Below are 17,967 nucleotides of genomic sequence, written 5' to 3' on the forward strand. Positions count from 1 at the left end.
TGATGCCCCCGCGGGTGTCGAAGGCGGAAAAGCGGTGAAAGAGGTTGCTGCCCGCTGCCGTGCCGCCACCCACCTGGCAGAGGCCGGCGCCGCAGCTGCCGCCCACCCGCCCATTCACCGCCGTGCCAAGGCCCAGGGCACCACCGGTGGCGCTCACGTCGCCGGCCCAGGCCCCTGCCCCGGCTGAAAGAGCGGCGCAACCGATGGCAAGAGCCGTGACCCTCCCGCCCGAAATGCGCAGGGACCAGCGACGGGGGGGCAGGTTGCTCAGAGGCACGGGCACCACCATCAGCAAACCGTATGAAAGGCTAAACCCGAGCGCCATCGCCCCCTGCTTCCAAACCAACCAGACCTGAACCGACCCCGTAGCCAGGACGACAGTTTCAAGGCCCATCTGGGCGCATTGCTCACTCTCCCGGTCCCATTGTTCCAGCGCTGCCAGCAATGTGAGCAAAGTGGTCAGCGAGCTGAAAACGTGCGGAGAATCGGGCCGCCATGCTGCGCTTTCGGCCCATGGGGCTGTCCTAATCTCATCATCCACTCTTCCTCTGGTGCGCGGCTGCGATGGAGTTCCCTGATGCGCCCTCCCCTGCCGCCCTCGAGCGCCCCCCCTCGCACCCACTTCTGATCGCGGCGGTGCTGGTTTGGTTGAGCGTCGATCTGATCGGTGACGGGATCCTGGCCGTCCTGGAGCTTCTGGGGGCCCGCACCCCCAGCGCCACCGTTAGCCGGGACCGGCAGGTGACCCCCTCCTGATGCCCGTCGACGCCATCGTCGTGGGCTCCGGCGCCACCGGTGGTGTGGCGGCGATGGTGCTCGCCGAAGCGGGGCTCGAGGTGCTGGTGCTTGAAGCGGGCCCTGATCTGAGCGTTGGGCGGGCCCTGGGGTCTGAGCCTCTCAACACGTTGCGGCGGCTGGGCAAGCTCACCAGTGGCGCCCAGAGGCGCCAGGCCAGTCATCCCGGGTACTGGAAAGCGAATCCCGAGCTGTTCGTCGATGAAGGCGAGAACCCCTACGGCACCCCCGTCGATCGCCCCTTTCTATGGACCAGGGGGCGGCAGGTGGGTGGCAAGAGCCTCACCTGGGGCGGCATCACCCTGCGGCTGTCCGATCTGGAGTTCAAGGCTGGGGAGCACGATGGCCACGGTCCGAGCTGGCCCCTGAGCCATGCTGACCTGGCGCCCTACTACACACGCCTGGAGCGGCTCCTGGCGGTGCGCGGTGACCGCGATGGCCTCCCCCAGCTCCCTGACGGCGACTACGACTCGCCCCTGCCGTTCACCCCTGCCGAGACCCATCTGCGGACCTCGATCGACCGCGAGCTGGGGCTGCCCCTGATTCATTCCCGCGGCTTTGCCCTGCACCGCGGCGGATCCCGCGCCGGCTGGCCTGCCTCCAGCTCCCAGGGGGGCTGCCTGGGGCGGGCGCTGGCCAGCGGCCGGGTAACGGTGCGCAGCAATGCGGTGGTGAGCCATGTGGAGCTGGATCGCTCGGGCTGCCGCGCCGAGGCGGTGGTCTACGTCGACCGGCTCAGCCGCGAACGCCAACGGGAAGCGGCACCCCTGGTAGTGCTCTGCGCTTCGACGATCGAGAGCGTGAGGCTGCTGCTCGCCTCCAGCGAGGACCAGCGTGTCGGCGGCCTGGTGGATCCCTCCGGCCGCCTTGGCCATCACCTGATGGATCACATCTCCAGCAGTCGCTTCTTTCGTCTGCCGGATCAGCCGGCCCCTGCTGGAGCCCCCGAGCTCTCGGGGGCGGGCAGCGTGTTCGTCCCCAACACTGTGAACCTCAAGCGGGGCGAAAGGTTGCCCTTCCTGCGCGGTTATGGGCTCTGGGGTGCCGTGCAGCGCTTCGATCCGCCCGGCATGCTCAAGCGCCGCCAGGGCGAAGCCGTGGGCTTCCTCATCGGCCATGGGGAAATGCTCAGTGCCCGTGGCAACCACGTACGCCTGGATGCCTCCGGCACCGATGCCTGGGGTCTGCCGACCGTGCACATCGACTGTGCCTGGGGTGCCAATGAACGGCGGATGGTGGAGCACATGCACCGGCGCATGGCCGATGTGGTTGCGGCCTCCGGCGGCGAGATCCGCCCCCTGGAAGACCTGTTCCTGATGCCCCTGATCGAGCCGCTGCTGCGCCGCAGCGTGGCCCTGGCGCCGGAGGCCCCGCCCCCCGGCTACTACATCCATGAACTCGGTGGTGCGCCGATGGCGGCCCTGGAGAGCGAAGGGGTCGTCGACCCCTGGAACCGCTGCTGGCGCGCCCCCAATCTGCTGGTGGTGGATGGGGCGTGCTGGCCCAGCGCCGGCTGGCAAAGCCCCACCCTGACGGAGATGGCGATCACCTGGCGGGCCTGCGAACGGGCCGCCGAGGATCTGCGCCGTGGGGGGCTGTGAGCGCTTCAACACCGAACGCCGCATCCGGTGTCGATGACCACAGATCCCAAGGGATCTTCAGCGCACAATCAATTGTCGGCCTTTGACAGGTCGGGCAAGGGAGATCCAAAGCGGGAGCTCATCACTCCTGCTTTTTTTTGCCCGTTTATGTCTTGCCGGGTGCCGATACCGCCTCGATGACTCCCCCTTGGGAGCCGTACAAAGCAGCGAAGGCGGCCAGTCCACTCAGCGCTTGAACAGGCCGTGCAGGTAGTGCTGGGCGACGGTGCGATCGGTGCAGCCGTTCTGGAACAGGAACCCGGCCAGGGCCGAGGTCACCACTCGGTACTGGTCCCAGTGGGGATGGGCTTGGATGAAGGCGCGCATGCCATCGAACAGGGCTTCGGGCACTTCGGCCTCAAGGCTGACGCTGCTCAGGCCAGGGGCCGTTGCCTGCTCGGCAGGCTGCTGGGCCATGCAGCGGGAGAGGTGATCGCGTCCCATCTCTCCCGGTGTCTGCTCCATCCCCCCCGTTCCCTCAACGCCGTCCAAGTGCTGCCGTCCGTGAATGCCCCCTAAGGAAGACACAGGGGAGGCCTGGGCGTCAAAGCCGAGGTCTTGGCGGAGCGCACGACGCATCAAAATGAGATGACCTGGGGCGCAAAGGATTTGAAGACTTCAAGCGGAGGGGAGATCACACCCGTAGGCGGGACGCGACGCTGTCAAGTTCCATTGGTGCCAAACGGGGAAATCCCCAACGGCCCCGGTCCCGCAACCCTTCAGACCCCCTGAACTGTGGAAAAACCGGGTCTGATCTGGGGAAAACCCCTGGCGCCTGGGGAAAGACGCCATTGATAGGCAGAGCTTATCTGCATTGTGTCCATTGAGTCGCGGCCAAGATCGAGACGGTTGGGGCAGCGGTTTGTCAGGGTCTGCAAGCGGTGCTCAGGCCGTCGGCTCCTGATCGGCTCGAGGGGTGCTCAGGGTGCGGGGACCCAGGGGGTGATCGGCGTGGGGGTAAGGCGGATGGTGATGGCTGGGGGCATGGACGTGGCTGTGGTCAAGGGCGTGGCTGTGACCGTGGTCGTGTCCTGCCAGCGGGATCGGCACGCCATCGGGTTGGCAGGCGCCCGTGCATTCGTTGTCACAGAGGCTGCAGGGATCACTCAGCCCTTCCACGTGGTGGTGATGGCTCTCCTGGGGGGCCCCCACCTCGCGCTCGAACCCCAGCACCTGGGCCCTGTACTTGCAGAGGGAGCAGTTCATGTTGGTGTCGCCGCGCACCACCTCCTCCACGCGCTCGATGAAGGTGTCGATCACCAGGGGGTGATCGCCCAGGTAGTCAACGGGCAGGAACTGCACCTCCGGGTGGTCGGCGACCACGCGCTCCGTGTGCTGACGGATGCGACTCACCAACACCCCGGAAAACAGGAAATAGGGGAAGACGAGGATGCGCTTGTAGCCGAGCCGCACCACATGGCGCAGGCCGGGCTCCACCAGGGGGAAGGTGACCCCGGAATAGACGGTCTCCCCCCAGCCGAAGCCGAAGCCCTCCACCAGCATCCGCGTCACCTTGGCCACATTGGAGTTGGCGTCGGGGTCGGAGGAGCCGCGACCCACCACCACCAGCAGGGTGTCGTGCAGGGGGACTGGTCCAGCGGGGCCCACTGGGGTGCGATCGAGGGCCTCGCGGATCCGGGCGCCGGCGGCCTGGATCATCTTGAGGTCGATGCCCAGTTCGCGGCCGTAGTCGATCTGAAGACCCGTTTCGGCAGCGTAGGTGTTCAGCACCGAGGGGATGTCGTTCTTGGCGTGGCCGGCGGCGAACAGCATCCCCGGCACGGCCAGCACCCGGCCCACCCCCTGCTGCCGCAAACGCTCGAGGCCATCCCGCAGGATCGGTCGTGCAAACTCCAGATAGCCATACTCCACTGGGATCTGGGGCAGCTTCCGGCGCAGGCCCTCGGCCAGCTGGGCGAATTCGGCCACCGCCAGACGGTTGCGACTGCCGTGGCCGCAGATCATCACGCCAAGGGGAGCACCGGGACGCGCGGCGGTCGAAAGGGTGGACAACGCCTGCTGCGCGGGGGTCGAAGCCATGGGGAGCCCGTGATGAGGGGAACCTATCGCCTCTCCAGGACTGGTTGGGCAAACCAGCGCGAGCGCCCCGGCCACGAACACCCAAGACCCGGTTACGTTGTGTTTACGTTTTGTTGCATCGTTCATCAATGGTCCGGCCTGCTCCAGCGACCCCACGGCCTGGGGCGGCGCCCGGCAGCGGAGCCTGTGCGCGATGGGCCCGCCGAACTGCCCGCCGCCCAGGGCATCCCCCACCGGATCGGCCTGGGCGCCAAGTTGGCGGGACCGACGGAATCAAGGCATGGACATTCGCCCGCCTTGCCTGCCGCTCCACCAGCGTGAGCTCCGCTCTCCCCGGTCGCTGGATCAGCGGCTTCTGAATGGGCTGGTGCCCTGATTCCAAGGAGTCCCATGGACAGCGGAACGACGCCCGTGCCGGTGCAGGCCGAACCGCCTGGTCCCACCGACGTTCCATCAGAGGCGCCTGCGGAACGACCGGCCAGCACCGCCCTGCCCTATGTGCTGTGGGGGGCCCTGCCCCTGGCGGCCACGGCCTTGGTGCCCCCCGGCGGGGAGTCCCTGGTGGTGCTGACGGTGGTGGTCTGGGCCCTGGGATTGTCCTGGCGCCCCGAGGCCCTTCAACCCCTGGCGGCGCGGCGCTCGGCGGTGCTGGTGTTAGCCGTGCTGGGGCTGCGCTACCTCACCTGGCGTTTCGCTTCCACCCTGAACCTGGCGAGCCCAGGGGCGGCGGCCCTGAGCCTGCTGTTGCTGACGGCGGAGCTGGTGCTGCTGGCCAACGGCTTCCTGCAACTCGCGCTCACCTGGTTTCCCCAGCGGCCCGTGGCCGAGGTTCCGCCTCCAGCGGACCGAGTGTGGCCCAGCGTTGATGTGCTGGTGCCCAGCTACGGCGAGCCTCCGGAGCTGATCGAGCGCTGCCTGCGGGGTTGCCGGGCACTCGACTACCCCCATCACAAGGTGTGGTTGCTCGATGACAGCGGCCGGCCCGAGTTGGAGCAGCTCTGCGCCGACCTCGGTTGCCGCTATCTCAGCCGCAGCGACCGGCGCCATGCCAAGGCAGGGAACCTCAACCATGCCCTGGAACAGGCCGAAGGCGAGCTGGTCGTGGTCTTCGACGCCGATGTGGTCCCCCTGGAGCCCTTCCTGCGGCGCACCGTGGGCCTGTTTGCCGATCCGGCCGTGGGCTTCGTGCAGACGCCCCAGTCGTACATGACGGCGGATCCAATCATGCGCAACCTGCGCCTGGAGCGCTGGCTGATGCCCGATGAGGAAAGCTTCTACCGCTGGATCGAGCCCACCCGCGCGGCGGTGGGCGCTGTGGTCTGCGCCGGCACCTCCTTCGTGGTGCGCCGCTCGGCCCTCGAAGCCGTGGGGCGCTTCGAGACGGGCACCGCTTCAGAGGATCTGGCCACCGGCATCCGGATCACCGCCGCCGGCTATCGCAACCTCTATCTGGATGAAAAGCTCAGCGCCGGCCTGGCCCCGCTGACGGCGGCGGCCATGGCCCGCCAGCGCAGCCGCTGGGCCAGCGGCACCCTCCAGACCCTGCGCACGGGGGCCAACCCGCTCACGATTCCTGGCCTGAGCCCGCTGCAGCGACTCGCCTACCTGGAGGGCATCCAGCACTGGTTCAATGTCATCCCGCAGCTGCTGCTGTTGCTGATGCCCCTGAGCCTGGGGCTGCTGAGGGTGGTGCCGATCCGACTCAGCGCCGAAGGGCTTCTGGCGGTCGCCCTGCCCTTCTACCTGGGGCAAATACTGTTGCTGAGCTGGTTCAGCCGCGGCTCTCGTTCAGCCGTCATGCCGGAGCTCTACCGCTGGATCTTCCTGATCCCGATCACCGTGGCCGTGGTCGCCACCGGCTTGGGCCACCCGCAACGCTTCCATGTCACCCCCAAGGCGCTCAGCCCGCAGCGTCGCCAAGGCCCTGAACCCCGCTTGCTGCTGCCGTTGCTGGCGCTGCTGGCGATCCAACTGCTCAATCTGGTGCACCTTGTGATCGGCCCCGATCCATCCCGGGCGGTGCCCCCCGTGCTCACCCCGGCCGGCCAGACCCTTGGGCTGGCGTGGTCAGGGTTGAGCGTGGTGCTGCTGCTGCTGGCACTGCGCACCTGCTGGGATCGGCTGCCGCCGACGGTCGCCCCCTGGTTTGCCCGGGACCAGTGGGTGACCCTGCGCACCGGCGGGGCGGTGGCGCGGGCGCGGCTCCTGGCGCTCGGGGAGGAGGGGGCCGAATGGCGCCTCGACGCTGGGGTGAGTCCACCGGCGGCGGGGGCGCTGGTGGTGGTTGAGGGCCTCTTGGCGCAGGGCCGCCCGTTGCCGTTGCGGCTGGAGCAGCGGAACTCCCGAGGGCGCGAGGGCTGGCAGCTGGGGGGGCGCTGGCAGGGCCTGGAGGGCGAAACCCAGGACGCCCTGCAGCATGAGCTCTACCGCCGCAAGGGCCTCTGGCCCACCCGCCAGGCACCGTTTGAGCCCCGGGCGTTGCTGGCGGCGGCCGTGCGGCTGGTGCTGCCCCTGGGGGGCAGGGACTGGTTCCAGCGCAGTTTGCTGCCCCAACAGCCCGGATGCCCCCCGAAGCACTGAGCGCAGGCCCATGGCACCGTAGGGCTCCTTTCTGTTGGCCATCCCCGGCCCGCCCGCCCCGGGGACATGGAGCTCGACCAGGTGGCACCAGGCTGCCGCAGCGGAGCACCGGAACGCCCTACTGGCACAGGGAGGCCAACGAACGGCCCAGCTCCCCGTGCTGGGAGGGGGCGCGGCCTTGATCGAGGCTGGGCGGCAGGACTGGAAAGGTGGCCTCGGGCCCCATCTGGCGCAGCCCCCGACGGGCCGCCAGGGTCAAGGCCCCAGTCCTGATGAGGCGGGTCTCCGTCGCCAGTTCGATCAAGCGCTGGACCAGGGCCGGGGGTGTGCCGGCGGGTGTTCCATGGCGGTGACCCAGGGGCCTCGGCTTCCCAGTGGGCCGAGAGGCTGAGGATGGCGGCCGGCTGGGGCAGGGCGATGGCCCGCTCAGACCGGGCGCGACTGAATCGATGGGATTCAATCGCGTCCATGGGGCTGCCGGGGCCGATGAACAGAGCTCAATGAACGCCAGCTCTGGGTCGCCAGGGCTGGTTAATCTGATTTTCTGATCGTTCGAGCCGGGGTCGGGCCGAACCTCGGGCCCGGTTCTTGCCCAGAAGGTTCACGTAGACAGCAGGAGCGCAGAATCCCTTGCCTGAGGACCCATCCGCCCAGCAGTCCCCGGACGACCGGCATGAGCTGGAGGCCCTGCAGCGGGAACTCGATGAGGCGCGCGGGCAGCTGAGCGACCTCGAAGGTCTGCTGGGGGATCTGCCGCAGATCTTCGAGCGCACGTTTGAGAAGCGCTTGCAGCCGTTGCTGGATCAGCAGCGGCTGATGGCTGAGGAAAACCAACTGCTGCTCGATCAGGTGCACCACGCCCTGGGCAGCGCCGAGCCCCCCGGCGCCCGACGGGCCCTGCCGGCCGCCCGGGCTGAGGAAAAATCGGGAGGTGGGGAGACCGTCAAACCCCAGGTGGGCCCGACTCCGCCGCGCCCACCTGGGGCCAGGAACCCGCCGGCTGCTCCATCCGCGCCGGTGCCTCCCCCCCCGGCTTCCGCTTCGTTGACTCAACCGCCCAGCCCGGCGCCTTCCGGGCCGAGCCCAGCGCCACCAGCGCCATCGGCGCACGCTGAGCCCCAAGGATCAGGGGGCCGTGGCCGTCCGTTCAGCCCAGGGGCTGACCTGGGGAGTGAGCAGGTGATCACGGTGCGCCACTGGGTGCTGCCCCGGTGGTTGCCCCAGGATGTTTCCGTCGCTCGCCTGCGCCAGGGCGCAGGCCTGCTGGTCCTTTCTGTTGGGCTGGCGCTGCTGGTGGCGGCCGGGGTTGTGGGCGTGCATCGGTTGAAGCCCCAGGGAGCACAACCCGTCGTTGACACGGATGCCGCCGCCGATCCTTCCCAACAGGTGGTGCTCAAGGCCAGTGAGGCGAGCTGGCTGGACGTCCTGGATGCCAGCGGGCAGCGGCTGTTCGTCGGGGAGCTGAAGGGGGAGCGTCGTTTTCCCCTTGGCCAGGGCCTCAGGGTGATGGCCGGCCGCCCGGATGTGGTGACAGTGCGCGTGGCAGGGGGCCCTCCCCGGGTGCTGGGGCGGATCGATCAGGTGATCTGGCTGCCGATCAAGGCGCCGTAGGGCACAGGGTCAGAAAGGTCTCACCGCCCGGGACGCTCACGCTCACGCTTGGCAGTGGCTGATGGTTCCAACGCAGCAGCACCTGGGGTGCCAGATGCAGCACGACCCCCCTGCGGCCATCGGCAGCGGCGACGACCAGGGGCGGATCCGGATGCTCGATCGGCTGCGGCAGGAACACCGGCGTGCTTCCCCAGTCGGCGAAAGGCACCAGTGGTTGCCCTTCGACCTGGGAACCATCGCCCAGATAGGTCCAGGCAAGGCTGCCGTCAACGAGGCGCAGCCGTTGGCGCTGGTAGAGCACGGGCGCATCTTCAAGCACATCGAGATGGCGCAGGCCCCATTCATCGACCGCAAACAGTTCGCCGTGGATCAGTCCATCGCCGGCCACGGCCATCGGGTAAGGGCCGAGGTCGTGGAGGCGGGCTCCGATCAGGCGCCCGCGCCCTAGGAAGGGGGCACCGCGGAGCCAGTGGTGGTTGCCCTGGCCGCGCTTGAGAGTGCCGTAGACGAAGACCCTGTCCATGGCGGAGAGCACTAGCCCGCCGACACCCACCCTGGGCGCAGCGGCCAACCTGGGAACCAAAGCTAGGTTGAAGCGCTAGCCCCAGTTCCGCTATCGCCCCGTGGCCCACTCCCGACGCTCGCTGCTGTTGCTGATGCTCATCGGCTGGGGTGCCCCTCTCCAGGCCCAGACCCTGATGGATCTCACCACAGCCGGGGCAGCCCAGGGGGCCTTGAATGCCACTGCGATGCCGTCCTACGTCGGCGCCCTCGGCGCCGCCCGCGCCGCCGTCAGCGGCACCCAGTCGTCGTCTTTCGCTCCAGGGGGCGTGCCCAGCTCATCCTGGGCGAGGGCCGTTGGCGGCTCGGCCACCGCAGCCCCCGCCGCCCCGCCCCTGGGCACCCCGCTGACCCAGATCAATGGCCGTCTGATCGCCACCTGCTCCAGCGGCCAGCTCTGCCTCAGTCAGATTCGCTCGGCCATGGGATTGCGCTGAGCGCCAGGGGATGGCGGGTCAGCGCATACACAGTGCCGGCGCTGCCCCGGCAGATGCGCAGCGCCTGATCCAGCACGGTGACATCAAGCCAGGCCGAAAAGCTTTGGCGCAGGTTGCGCTGCAGCTCAAAGGGCCTGCTGCCCAGGCACGGCCCGCTCCAACCGCCCCGCACAAAGCGCAGGCTCAACCGCTGGGGACCGATCGGCTTGATCGCTGCCAGGACCGTGATCTGCCCTCCCAGGCCCGCTGGTCCACGCAGCCTCAGCAGGTTCAGGGCGCGGCCCTGGGCGGGATCGAGGGCCTGCAGGCTCTCGGTCCAGGGTCCAAGGAGCTGCTCGGGCCCCCGGCCGCTGCTCCAGCGCAGCTGCCAAACCCCCGGCAACAGATCGGCCTGCCGCGTCAGATCGGCGGGTTGCTCGCGCTCCAGGCTTTCGATCAAGGCGCGCAGGGACCCGGGCTGGCTTCGTTCGGGCTGTTCAAGAGTGTGCAGCAGTTGCTGACGGAGGCTGGAAGCAGGGCCCATATCAGCCAGTCTGGCAACGGCAGCAGCGTGGGGACGCCAGAGTTCAGGGAACTCGAAGCGCACCGATGATGAGCCCCAGCCCACAAGCCATTCTTGCCGCCTCCTCCGCTTGGGTGGCAGGGCTGTTGAACGTGGTACCCGGCCTGGGCACGGGCTACATCTACCAACGACGCTGGAAGGCCTACTGGATCACCTCGGCGGTGACCAGCGCCTGGTTCGTGCTCGGCGTGGTGCTGGGGCAGGGGGCCGAGGTCGAGGCGGTGCAGCAGAACCAACTGATCGGTCTGGGGGGCCTGCTGCTCGTGGCCGGCGTCACCGCAGCAGAGGCGGCCGTGGCGGTGAAGCGGGTGCGCCAGGCGAAGGTGAATCCCCCCGCTTGAGCGGCTGGCAGCCTGGTGAGCCAAGGGAAGACGATGGCCGCCGATCTCAAACTGACGGAAACGCTGACGATCCCCGTGCGAGAGCTGGCCTGGCGTTTTTCTCGGGCGTCGGGTCCGGGGGGCCAGGGGGTGAACACCACCGACTCGCGGGTCGAGTTGGTGTTCCCCCTGGCCGCCTCCGAGGCCCTGCCGCCGCAGCTTCAGCAGCGCGCCCTGCGGCGGCTGGCGGGGCGGCTGGTGGAGGGCACGCTGGTGATCACCGCCAGCGAAGAGCGCTCCCAATGGCTGAACCGCCAGGCAGCCCTGCGGCGGCTGCAGGAGTTGCTGCGCTGGGCGATCAGCCCACCCCCCCCACCGCGGCGGCCCACCCGCCCCACCAAGGGCTCCGTGGAGCGGCGGCTTCTGGCCAAGCGCCAGCGGGGCCGGATCAAGGGCAATCGTGGCCGGGCCGGGGGGGCTGAGGAGGAGGGTTAAAAGTAGGCGTCGAGGAAGGTGCCGGGCTTGATCGTGCTGGAGAACACCGTGCCGATCAAGGACGATGCGGAACCTTTGGCGACCCAGCACACCTCCGCCTCCAACGTCAGCTCGGCATGGCTGTAGCTGTGATGAAGCACAAGCGAGCCCAGCGTGTTTTCGGCGATCGACACGGTCTGGTTGAACTGGATCCCGGCACCGGCGGGACTGATGTCCCAGAGGCGGCCCCTGATGGAGATTCCATCGGAGCTGGTGAAGGTCGCGTCCACCCTCGCAATGGCACTGGGCAGGAGCTGCCGTTTGGAGCGCGGGGGGAAATCCGTGGGTTCCGAAGGGGCGTTCAAGGGCTGATCGGCTGGAAGGGCAGGCTCGAGAACCTTGATGAGCGACCGATCGTTCTCTGGGCTGAAGGTAGGGCATGCCATCGGGTCTGAGTAGCCCCTCGCCCTGGGCCGCCCCGGGCGCCCTGAGCGCTGCCCCGCGGCAAGGGCTCTGCAGCCCGAGGGCCGCAGGGCAGCCTCAGCGCTGGATGGAGGGCGCATCAGGGATTGCATTGCCCAGCAGCTCCACGATCCAGGGGGCGGGAATGCGCTCGATGGCGCCGGTGTCGATGTCGATCACCCGGGCGAAGCACTGGGCGGCGCGCTGGCCGCGGCTGAGGTCGCAGATGCGGCCGATGAACCACGGTCGGCCGGCCATGGCCACCACCGCCAGGTGACCGGGGCGGGCATCGCGGAAGCGCTGGGGCCGGGCCCTGCGAAGGGGCTCGACGGCGGGGTCCATCTGCCCGGGCTTCAACGGGTTGGTCTGGGGCTGCCCCTTGCTCCCCATGCTGGCCTGGCTGGAGCTGATCGGGTCGTTGCCGGGGCGAGCTGGTGGCCGTCGCGGGGCGCTGCTCTGCCGGACTGAGCTCTGCCGGTCGCTGCCCTGGAGCGTGCCGTCGAAACAGGAGGGCGCCATGGGGGAGAAGGGGACGCAGCGCCCATGTTAGTACGCCTGTACTGATTCCGCCATGGGGTGAGCTGGGCGTCTCTCCGGTGGTCTCGGCGTGACCCAGATCGTGACCTTGGACAGGCTCGCCGCCCCCAGTCCCAGGCCCCTGACGCCGCTTCGGGGGGTGACGGCCTTAAGACGCCCTTGATGGAGATCGAGATCGAAGGCCGGTTGCCTTGGCGGCTGCGTCGCCTGGTCCGGGCTTCGGCCGGCACGCTGGGCCCCAGGTCACCGGCCCCGCCACCCCTGGGGCGGTGCGTCCGGCAGATCCCCGGGGCGCTTGATCCGACCCTGGAGCTCCAGGCCCAGGGCGGCCCAGGTCAAGGTCCAGAGGGCAACGGTGGCGGCGGTGCCCAGCTGCCCGGTTTCGAGCGAGTAGACCCCGGCCCGGATCAGTCCTGCGTCGATCAGGGAGCCGCCGGTGCCCCAGATCAGGATCCAGCCCAGCAGCAGGGCGATGCGTCGGAGCATGGGACTCATGGGTCGGTGGCGGAGAAGTGGCAGCGCAGCATGGCCAGGGCCTCATCGGGCAGACCCAGGAAGCGATCGAACCAGGCTTCACCACTGGGTGGGATGGTCGCCACTCCGACCAGCCGCGCGGAGCCGTCGGCCGCCAGGGGTGCTCCGCAGGTGGTGTGCCGGCGGCCGCGCACGGTTCCGGTGCGGAGTTCGGTGTCCACCAGCAGGGGCGGGGCTCGGTAGAGGGAGCCGATGGCGAAGTGGAAGCGCGCCTGGAACCGCAGCGCCAGCTCACCGGTGGCGGCATCGAGGCTTCCCTCCAGCCGCTTGGCGTCGATCACGATCGACAGACCCGGCGGCAGGGGCAGGCCCAGGAAGCGCGCGGTGCGCCAGCTGAGCGCCGGGATCGACAGGGAGGCCGGATCGAACACCAGCGCCTGCGGCCCCGCTGCCGCCGAGGGCCCCAGCAGCCCGCGGCCGCGCCCGCCGCGGGCGTCGTAGCGGAAGGGTGGATAAGCGCCGATCACCAGGGCGCAAGCCTCGCTGGTGGAGAGCTGCAGATGGGTCGTTGCTGATGTCGCCTCGGTGGATGGACTCACGGATGCCGTCGACGGACGCAACCGGCTGACCCTACCCAGGTTGGGCAGCGGCAGGACACGAGCCCTCGCCGACCCGCTGGAGGCCGTGCTGGAGTGGTTCGAACACGGAAGGATCGACCCATGACCGCAGCTGGAGAGCACAAGCTGGATCGCGACCGCGACCTGCTGCGGATCCTCTCCTGGGTGGCCTGGTCGGATGGGGATGTCTCGGCCGAGGAAAAGGAGCTGCTGCTGCAACTGGGAGCCGATGAAGCCCTGGCCGTCGAGGCGCCCGGGCTCGAAGCCCTCGAGGCGCTGATCCCCCGAATCGAAGGAGAAGACGAGCGGCAGCTAGCCGTGAAGCTGGCCTACCAGCTGATTCGGATCAGCCGCCGACCGGGCGACACTTCAAGCATCAACGCACAAGAGAAGGTGGCCTACCGGCGCCTGATTGACGGCCTTGGTCTGGAGGAAGCCCAGATTCAGGAGGCCGAATGGGCCGCAGAGCAGGACCTGGCCGGCCCCACAAGCCTGCTCGGCTTCCTGGCCAGCCGGTTCAAGGGGCTGGGGGCCTGGCCGGATGCGACGCTGCTTGAAGCGCCCGGTGCCCCGAGGCTCTGAGCGAGCGGAACTTCGCCGGGCCGACCTAGCGCAGGGCCGTTTGGTTTCAGACGGGGATCATGGGGTTTCCAGAGCCCCCAGAAGACCGTCAACAAACGGACGGATGGCACACGGAGCCCTGCCAACCGGGGCCGACGTTTCTACCTTGCAGGCGAAGCCTTGCGCGGCATCCGTTGATGGCCAGCCCCTCTGGAGATGCGGTGCGCCAGCTCGCGATCGTGGACTACGACGGCCATGGCGAGGGGGGGATGGCCAACCCGAACTTCAGCCATCTGCTCGTCTGCAGCACGGCGCCGATCAATACCGAGAACGCCTACCAGGAGTTCCTTCGGCCCCCCTCCCGGCGCGGCGCCGGTCTCCCTGACCTGACGGCGGAAGCCCTGGAGGCCTTCCGCCGCAAACTGCTGGCCTTTCTGAGCGGGAGCCAGGCGAAGGGCCTGGCCGCCGTCGATCTGAAGCTCAAGCTGCTGCTCAACATTCACGGCTTCAGCACCCCTCTGCCCCGGGTGCGGGAGAACGGCTACAGGATCACCCAGTCCCAGTTTGTCAGGGCCACCGAGAATCGGGCAGCCAGCGACCACCCCTACGACGACTTCGTGCTGTTCATCGACTACGCCTGGCCGTCGGAGGCGATCCTCAATGGCGACCTGCTGCGTTCCCTGGCGGGGGCCGTTCCGGCGCCGCTCTGGGGGCTGGTGGCGCTGGGGGTGCTGCTGGTGTCCCGCTCCCCGGGCCCATGCGCTCTGATCGGCGCCGCGCTGATCGGCCTGGTCGCCGCACTTCTGGCGCTGCGGCTGGTCGCCTACTTCCGCGACCGGGAGCGGGCGGCGGGCCACGGCGTCTACGACGCCGTGGAGCTGGTGCGCTGGTTGCATGTGATCTACGCCGATGCGATCGAGGCCGTTTATCACACCAGCGCTGAAACGATCGTCCGGCAATTGAGGGAGCGGGCGGAGGCGGAGGCGTCGGAACACAGCCCCGCCATCGGCTTGATCAAGCTCAGCCTGCTGGCCCACAGTATGGGAGCGTTCGTCGCCACCCAGACGATCCGCACCCTTTCGGATGTGTTCGACCCCAAGGCGCTCGAGCGTTGGAAGCAGATCGACCCCCGCAACGGGCCCTTCGGCCTCCGCAACCGCGCCGCCGTTGCCCCCGAGCCCGGGGCCGACGCCGACGCAGATCCCGATTCCGATCCCGCCCTCCCACGGTGCCGCATCGGCGAACTCTTCGAGCTCAGCCGGTTGGTGCTCGCCTCCCCCGACATCCCGATCTGGGCGCTCACCAACGGCCGCGCCAATCCTCTGGCCTCCTCCCTGCGCCGCTTCCAGGAGGTGTTCGTGTTCAGCAACGACGCCGACATCGTGCTGCGGCTGGCCTCCACGGTGGCCAATTCGTTCGTGACCCCGGCCCGCAGTCGCCGGGGGGGCTACCGGCTCGGAAACCTGGTGCCGCTGGATCGAGCGGCGATGTCGTCTGGTGGAGTGAGGGAACTCGAGCTGAGCCAGGTGGGCCTCAACGGGCTCGGCCGCGGCCTCAGCCTGCGGGAGGCTCCGTTCAACACGACCTCGTTGTTGGGACGGCTGACCTTGGTGGACTGCACCGACTACCGCGACAGCGGGGCCGGCTCCGCTGACGGCCAGACGAAGCGGTGGCTCAGTGCCTTCACCGCCCAGCGGCGGGGAAGCCGGATCCTCAACTACGGGGCCACCGCCGCGATGCAGCTGGCGAGTGCGATCGGATGGGGACGCCTCGATTCCCACGGTGGCTACTTCCGGGGTGAATTCAGCCTCAACCTGATGTATGCGCTGCTGCTCTACGGCAGCAAGCACGCCAAGAAAGTTTTCCCCGAATTCGAGAAGCGCCTGCAGGAGAAGCAGATCCGTTGGTGCCCCCTCCGGGACCCCTAGGCCCCCACCTCTCATGGGCCGCCTTCGTCGACCGTGCTGCCCTGAAGTGCTCAGCCCTGGCGCAGGCCCTCCAGTCGGCCCTGGCTGTGGAGTTCGGCGAGGGCGTCGTAGCCGCCGATCAGTTGGCCGTCGATCGACACCTGGGGGACGCTGCCGGCCTGGGGCTCCACCAGCCGGTAGGGAATGGTGAGGGTGCGCAGCAGGCGCAGGGCCCGGGCGCAGTAGGGGCATCCCGGGAACACCGCGATCTCCACCCGCGATCCCCCGGTGGGCGGTGCCCCTGGCGCGACCGCAGGGGGTCGGGCAGCCAGGGCCGGGAGTTCAGCCGCCGCCGAAGCGGGTAGGGTCGCTGCGCCGGTGGGCAGGGGGCCATCGAGCAGGCCCACGAGCAGGTCGGCCCCCTTGAGCACCAACGTGCCGGGCTCGATGTGGCCGCCCCACACCTGGCACTCGGGATCGGAGACGCTCAGGTGCAGGTGCACTCCGGCGGGAGCGAGGGTGCCCTGCAGGGTGATGATCTCGAGTTCGCCCTGGATCAGGGTGGGCGCTGGCGCACCCGGGCACTGGAAGGCGGCCTGGGAGAGGTTGCCCACCACACCGAGCACGAAGCCGGAGGCGTTCTCCTCCGCTGCCAGCCACTCGAGCGCGCGGCGCACGTCGCTGCCGGGTTCGAGGTGGAGAGGAACGGAGCGCATCGGCGGCGGCGGCAACTGGACCTGGGTCAGACTAGGCAGAGGCCGGACCGGCTCCGACCGGCCCGGGGCGGTCGGAGCCGGCGGCGGCTCTGTGCGGAGAACCCCATCGGGCTCCGCCCAGCCCGGGCACCCTCCTTACGGTTCAATCCATTCCCCATGGGCTGGAGCACATGGCGCCGGAACGCTTCTTCCTTGAACTGGAACCGCCCGCTCCCGACCTGGCCGCCGCCCCCCACGTGGTGGTGGTGGGTGGCGGTTTCGCCGGGCTGCGCCTCTGCCAGGCCCTGGCGGGCCAGCGGGTGCGCGTCACCCTGATCGACAAGCGCAACTTCAACCTGTTCCAGCCGCTGCTCTATCAGGTGGCCTCGGGGCTGGTGTCCGCCGCCGATGTGGCCTCGCCCCTGCGCCAGATGGTGGGCCAGGCCCGCAACGTTCAGGTGCTGCTGGGGGAGGTGAACGACCTGGATCTGGAACGCCGCGAGGTGGTGTTCAACGGCCAGCACTACGGCTACGACCGGCTGGTGCTGGCCAGTGGCTCGGGCACCGCCTACTTCGGCCACGAGGAGTGGCGCCCCCTGGCACCGCCGATGAAGATTCTCGAGCACGCCCAGGAGATCCGCCGGCGCCTGCTGATGGCCCTGGAGGAGGCTGAGCAGACCACCGACCTGGTGCGGCGCCGTTTTCTGCAGTCGGTGGTGGTGGTGGGGGGAGGCCCGGCGGGCTGCGAGCTGGCGGGCTCGCTGGTGGAGCTGATGCGCTCGGCGATTCAACGCGATTTCAAGCAGCTCAAGGAGCAGGACTGCCGCGTGGTGCTGGTGGATGCGGTCGAGCGGGTGCTGCCGGCGATGCACCCCAGCCTTTCGGCCGCGGCGGCCGGTTACCTGCGCGCCAATGGCGTCGAGGTGCGGTTGAACACGCTGGTGGAGGCGATCGAACCAGGCACCGTGCGCCTGAAGCCCAGCACTGCAGCCGCTGGGGCGGCCCCGCAGGAGGAGGGAGTGGATCCCGCCGAACAGCTCCGGGCGGCCACCATTTGCTGGACCGCAGGGGTGCGTGCCTCGCGGCTGGGGAAGCTGCTGGCGGAGCGCAGCGGCTGCGCCACAGACCGGGGCGGCCGGGTACTAGTGGAACCCGACTTCTCGATTCCCGGCCACCCGGAGGTGCGCGTGCTGGGGGATCTCTGCTGCTACCGCCACACCGCTGATGGGGCGCCCCTGCCGGGGATGGCCGGTCCGGCGGTGCAGATGGGCGCCTGGGTGGCCCGGGATCTGCTCAACGACCTCGCCGGACGCCCCACGGCGCCGTTCCGCTGGAACGACCTGGGCACGATGGCGGTGATCGGGCCGCTCTATGCCGTCGCCGACCTGCGCGGCCTGCGGCTTACCGGCCTGGCCGGTTGGCTGCTCTGGGGCCTCGCCCACCTGGCCTTCATCCCCGATACCGAAAACCGGATCACCCTGCTCAGCCGCTGGCTCTGGCAGATCGCCACCCGCCAGCGCCGGGCCCTGCTGATCACCGGCCGGCCCGACCAGCATCTGGGAGTGGACGTGGGGCTGGAGCGGGCCCGCTCCAGCGGCACGCTCTACGCCGAAGGCTGAGCGCTGCCGTCGCGGCGCAGGATCTGCAGCTCAAAGGCTTCGCCCACCAACGCATGGAGCCCCCATTTCATCCGA

At 69.2% G+C, this 17,967-nt stretch carries 21 protein-coding genes; 10 read left to right on the forward strand and 11 right to left on the reverse strand.

Annotation, left to right across the window (positions count from 1 at the left end):
• Positions 1-283: hypothetical protein (locus tag KBY88_RS13465; RefSeq protein WP_254940456.1), on the reverse strand; the 283-nt coding region annotated here is incomplete at its 3' end.
• Positions 284-564: 281 nt separating this feature from the next.
• On the opposite strand from KBY88_RS13465, the gene KBY88_RS13470 reads away from it, so the two are divergent.
• Complete coding sequence (locus KBY88_RS13470) at positions 565-756, forward strand: hypothetical protein (protein WP_254940457.1); 192 nt, start codon at positions 565-567, stop codon at positions 754-756.
• Positions 756-2,396: a GMC oxidoreductase gene (locus KBY88_RS13475; RefSeq protein WP_254940458.1), complete on the forward strand. Its 1,641-nt coding sequence runs from the start codon at positions 756-758 to the stop codon at positions 2,394-2,396. Before KBY88_RS13470 ends, KBY88_RS13475 begins: the two co-directional genes overlap by 1 nt.
• 225 nt (positions 2,397-2,621) lie before the next feature.
• On the opposite strand, the gene KBY88_RS13480 is transcribed toward KBY88_RS13475, so the two are convergent.
• Positions 2,622-2,879: a DUF2811 domain-containing protein gene (locus KBY88_RS13480; RefSeq protein WP_254940459.1), complete on the reverse strand. Its 258-nt coding sequence runs from the start codon at positions 2,877-2,879 to the stop codon at positions 2,622-2,624.
• Between the two features lie 441 nt (positions 2,880-3,320).
• Positions 3,321-4,475, reverse strand: a complete 1,155-nt coding sequence (locus tag KBY88_RS13485) for a sirohydrochlorin chelatase (protein WP_396103184.1) — start codon at positions 4,473-4,475, stop codon at positions 3,321-3,323.
• Between the two features lie 390 nt (positions 4,476-4,865).
• Here KBY88_RS13485 and KBY88_RS13490 point away from each other — a divergent pair, with 390 nt between their 5' ends.
• A complete protein-coding gene (locus KBY88_RS13490) occupies positions 4,866-7,055 on the forward strand; it encodes a glycosyltransferase family 2 protein (protein ID WP_254940460.1) in 2,190 nt (729 codons plus the stop codon).
• A gap of 118 nt (positions 7,056-7,173) precedes the next feature.
• On the opposite strand, the gene KBY88_RS13495 is transcribed toward KBY88_RS13490, so the two are convergent.
• The gene (locus tag KBY88_RS13495; RefSeq protein ID WP_254940461.1) at positions 7,174-7,314 is read right to left on the reverse strand and encodes a hypothetical protein; all 141 of its coding nucleotides are present in this window, start codon (positions 7,312-7,314) and stop codon (positions 7,174-7,176) included.
• A 371-nt stretch (positions 7,315-7,685) separates the two neighbouring features.
• On the opposite strand from KBY88_RS13495, the gene KBY88_RS13500 reads away from it, so the two are divergent.
• Positions 7,686-8,666 carry a DUF4115 domain-containing protein gene (locus tag KBY88_RS13500; protein WP_254940462.1) on the forward strand — a complete coding sequence of 327 codons (981 nt, stop codon included), beginning with the start codon at positions 7,686-7,688 and terminating at the stop codon, positions 8,664-8,666.
• Here the strand turns inward: KBY88_RS13500 and KBY88_RS13505 are convergent.
• A complete protein-coding gene (locus KBY88_RS13505; RefSeq protein ID WP_254940463.1) occupies positions 8,653-9,189 on the reverse strand; it encodes a gamma-glutamylcyclotransferase family protein in 537 nt (178 codons plus the stop codon). The genes KBY88_RS13500 and KBY88_RS13505 overlap by 14 nt on opposite strands.
• Positions 9,190-9,289: 100 nt before the next feature.
• Between KBY88_RS13505 and KBY88_RS13510 the strand changes: the two genes are divergently transcribed.
• Positions 9,290-9,664 (forward strand): hypothetical protein, encoded by a 375-nt coding sequence (locus tag KBY88_RS13510; RefSeq protein ID WP_254940535.1) that lies wholly within the window; start codon positions 9,290-9,292, stop codon positions 9,662-9,664.
• On the opposite strand, the gene KBY88_RS13515 is transcribed toward KBY88_RS13510, so the two are convergent.
• The gene (locus KBY88_RS13515) at positions 9,630-10,187 is read right to left on the reverse strand and encodes a PAP/fibrillin family protein (RefSeq protein ID WP_254940464.1); all 558 of its coding nucleotides are present in this window, start codon (positions 10,185-10,187) and stop codon (positions 9,630-9,632) included. The genes KBY88_RS13510 and KBY88_RS13515 overlap by 35 nt on opposite strands.
• Before the next feature lie 65 nt (positions 10,188-10,252).
• On the opposite strand from KBY88_RS13515, the gene KBY88_RS13520 reads away from it, so the two are divergent.
• Together KBY88_RS13520 and arfB are read left to right on the forward strand one after the other, a co-directional pair.
• On the forward strand, positions 10,253-10,567 hold the full coding sequence (locus KBY88_RS13520) for a DUF8646 family protein (protein ID WP_254940465.1): 315 nt from the start codon (positions 10,253-10,255) through the stop codon (positions 10,565-10,567).
• A 33-nt stretch (positions 10,568-10,600) separates the two neighbouring features.
• Positions 10,601-11,041, forward strand: a complete 441-nt coding sequence (gene arfB / locus KBY88_RS13525) for an alternative ribosome rescue aminoacyl-tRNA hydrolase ArfB (RefSeq protein WP_254940466.1) — start codon at positions 10,601-10,603, stop codon at positions 11,039-11,041.
• Here arfB and KBY88_RS13530 read toward each other — a convergent pair.
• The 4 genes from KBY88_RS13530 to KBY88_RS13545 form a co-directional block, all read right to left on the reverse strand.
• Positions 11,038-11,385, reverse strand: a complete 348-nt coding sequence (locus KBY88_RS13530; protein ID WP_254940467.1) for a PilZ domain-containing protein — start codon at positions 11,383-11,385, stop codon at positions 11,038-11,040. The genes arfB and KBY88_RS13530 overlap by 4 nt on opposite strands.
• A 175-nt stretch (positions 11,386-11,560) precedes the next feature.
• Positions 11,561-12,001, reverse strand: a complete 441-nt coding sequence (locus KBY88_RS13535; protein WP_254940468.1) for a hypothetical protein — start codon at positions 11,999-12,001, stop codon at positions 11,561-11,563.
• Positions 12,002-12,262: 261 nt separating this feature from the next.
• Positions 12,263-12,514: a hypothetical protein gene (locus KBY88_RS13540; protein WP_254940469.1), complete on the reverse strand. Its 252-nt coding sequence runs from the start codon at positions 12,512-12,514 to the stop codon at positions 12,263-12,265.
• Complete coding sequence (locus tag KBY88_RS13545) at positions 12,511-13,092, reverse strand: hypothetical protein (protein ID WP_254940470.1); 582 nt, start codon at positions 13,090-13,092, stop codon at positions 12,511-12,513. Before KBY88_RS13545 ends, KBY88_RS13540 begins: the two co-directional genes overlap by 4 nt.
• 120 nt (positions 13,093-13,212) lie before the next feature.
• On the opposite strand from KBY88_RS13545, the gene KBY88_RS13550 reads away from it, so the two are divergent.
• Positions 13,213-13,692: a hypothetical protein gene (locus tag KBY88_RS13550; protein ID WP_254940471.1), complete on the forward strand. Its 480-nt coding sequence runs from the start codon at positions 13,213-13,215 to the stop codon at positions 13,690-13,692.
• 176 nt (positions 13,693-13,868) lie between these two features.
• Positions 13,869-15,599, forward strand: coding sequence for a hypothetical protein (locus KBY88_RS13555; protein WP_254940472.1), 1,731 nt, complete (start codon positions 13,869-13,871; stop codon positions 15,597-15,599).
• 50 nt (positions 15,600-15,649) lie between these two features.
• On the opposite strand, the gene KBY88_RS13560 is transcribed toward KBY88_RS13555, so the two are convergent.
• Positions 15,650-16,294 (reverse strand): PCC domain-containing protein, encoded by a 645-nt coding sequence (locus KBY88_RS13560; protein WP_254940473.1) that lies wholly within the window; start codon positions 16,292-16,294, stop codon positions 15,650-15,652.
• A gap of 170 nt (positions 16,295-16,464) precedes the next feature.
• On the opposite strand from KBY88_RS13560, the gene KBY88_RS13565 reads away from it, so the two are divergent.
• The gene (locus tag KBY88_RS13565; RefSeq protein ID WP_254940474.1) at positions 16,465-17,892 is read left to right on the forward strand and encodes an NAD(P)/FAD-dependent oxidoreductase; all 1,428 of its coding nucleotides are present in this window, start codon (positions 16,465-16,467) and stop codon (positions 17,890-17,892) included.
• The last annotated feature ends 75 nt before the right edge of the window (positions 17,893-17,967 follow it).

It is taken from the genome of Cyanobium sp. Morenito 9A2, from assembly GCF_024345575.1.
In the GTDB taxonomy this organism is placed as follows: Bacteria; Cyanobacteriota; Cyanobacteriia; order PCC-6307; family Cyanobiaceae; genus ATX-6F1.

What these genes read in the sequence shown, in the direction of transcription:
- KBY88_RS13470 (WP_254940457.1), top strand. Translation starts at nt 565, where the DNA reads ATGGAGTTCCCTGATGCGCCCTCCCCTGCCGCCCTCGAGCGCCCCCCC.
- KBY88_RS13475 (WP_254940458.1), top strand. Translation starts at nt 756, where the DNA reads ATGCCCGTCGACGCCATCGTCGTGGGCTCCGGCGCCACCGGTGGTGTG.
- KBY88_RS13480 (WP_254940459.1), bottom strand. Translation starts at nt 2,879, where the DNA reads ATGGGACGCGATCACCTCTCCCGCTGCATGGCCCAGCAGCCTGCCGAG.
- KBY88_RS13485 (WP_396103184.1), bottom strand. Translation starts at nt 4,475, where the DNA reads ATGGCTTCGACCCCCGCGCAGCAGGCGTTGTCCACCCTTTCGACCGCC.
- KBY88_RS13490 (WP_254940460.1), top strand. Translation starts at nt 4,866, where the DNA reads ATGGACAGCGGAACGACGCCCGTGCCGGTGCAGGCCGAACCGCCTGGT.
- KBY88_RS13505 (WP_254940463.1), bottom strand. Translation starts at nt 9,189, where the DNA reads ATGGACAGGGTCTTCGTCTACGGCACTCTCAAGCGCGGCCAGGGCAAC.
- KBY88_RS13515 (WP_254940464.1), bottom strand. Translation starts at nt 10,187, where the DNA reads ATGGGCCCTGCTTCCAGCCTCCGTCAGCAACTGCTGCACACTCTTGAA.
- KBY88_RS13520 (WP_254940465.1), top strand. Translation starts at nt 10,253, where the DNA reads ATGATGAGCCCCAGCCCACAAGCCATTCTTGCCGCCTCCTCCGCTTGG.
- arfB (WP_254940466.1), top strand. Translation starts at nt 10,601, where the DNA reads ATGGCCGCCGATCTCAAACTGACGGAAACGCTGACGATCCCCGTGCGA.
- KBY88_RS13535 (WP_254940468.1), bottom strand. Translation starts at nt 12,001, where the DNA reads ATGGCGCCCTCCTGTTTCGACGGCACGCTCCAGGGCAGCGACCGGCAG.
- KBY88_RS13540 (WP_254940469.1), bottom strand. Translation starts at nt 12,514, where the DNA reads ATGAGTCCCATGCTCCGACGCATCGCCCTGCTGCTGGGCTGGATCCTG.
- KBY88_RS13550 (WP_254940471.1), top strand. Translation starts at nt 13,213, where the DNA reads ATGACCGCAGCTGGAGAGCACAAGCTGGATCGCGACCGCGACCTGCTG.
- KBY88_RS13555 (WP_254940472.1), top strand. Translation starts at nt 13,869, where the DNA reads ATGGCCAGCCCCTCTGGAGATGCGGTGCGCCAGCTCGCGATCGTGGAC.
- KBY88_RS13560 (WP_254940473.1), bottom strand. Translation starts at nt 16,294, where the DNA reads ATGCGCTCCGTTCCTCTCCACCTCGAACCCGGCAGCGACGTGCGCCGC.
- KBY88_RS13565 (WP_254940474.1), top strand. Translation starts at nt 16,465, where the DNA reads ATGGCGCCGGAACGCTTCTTCCTTGAACTGGAACCGCCCGCTCCCGAC.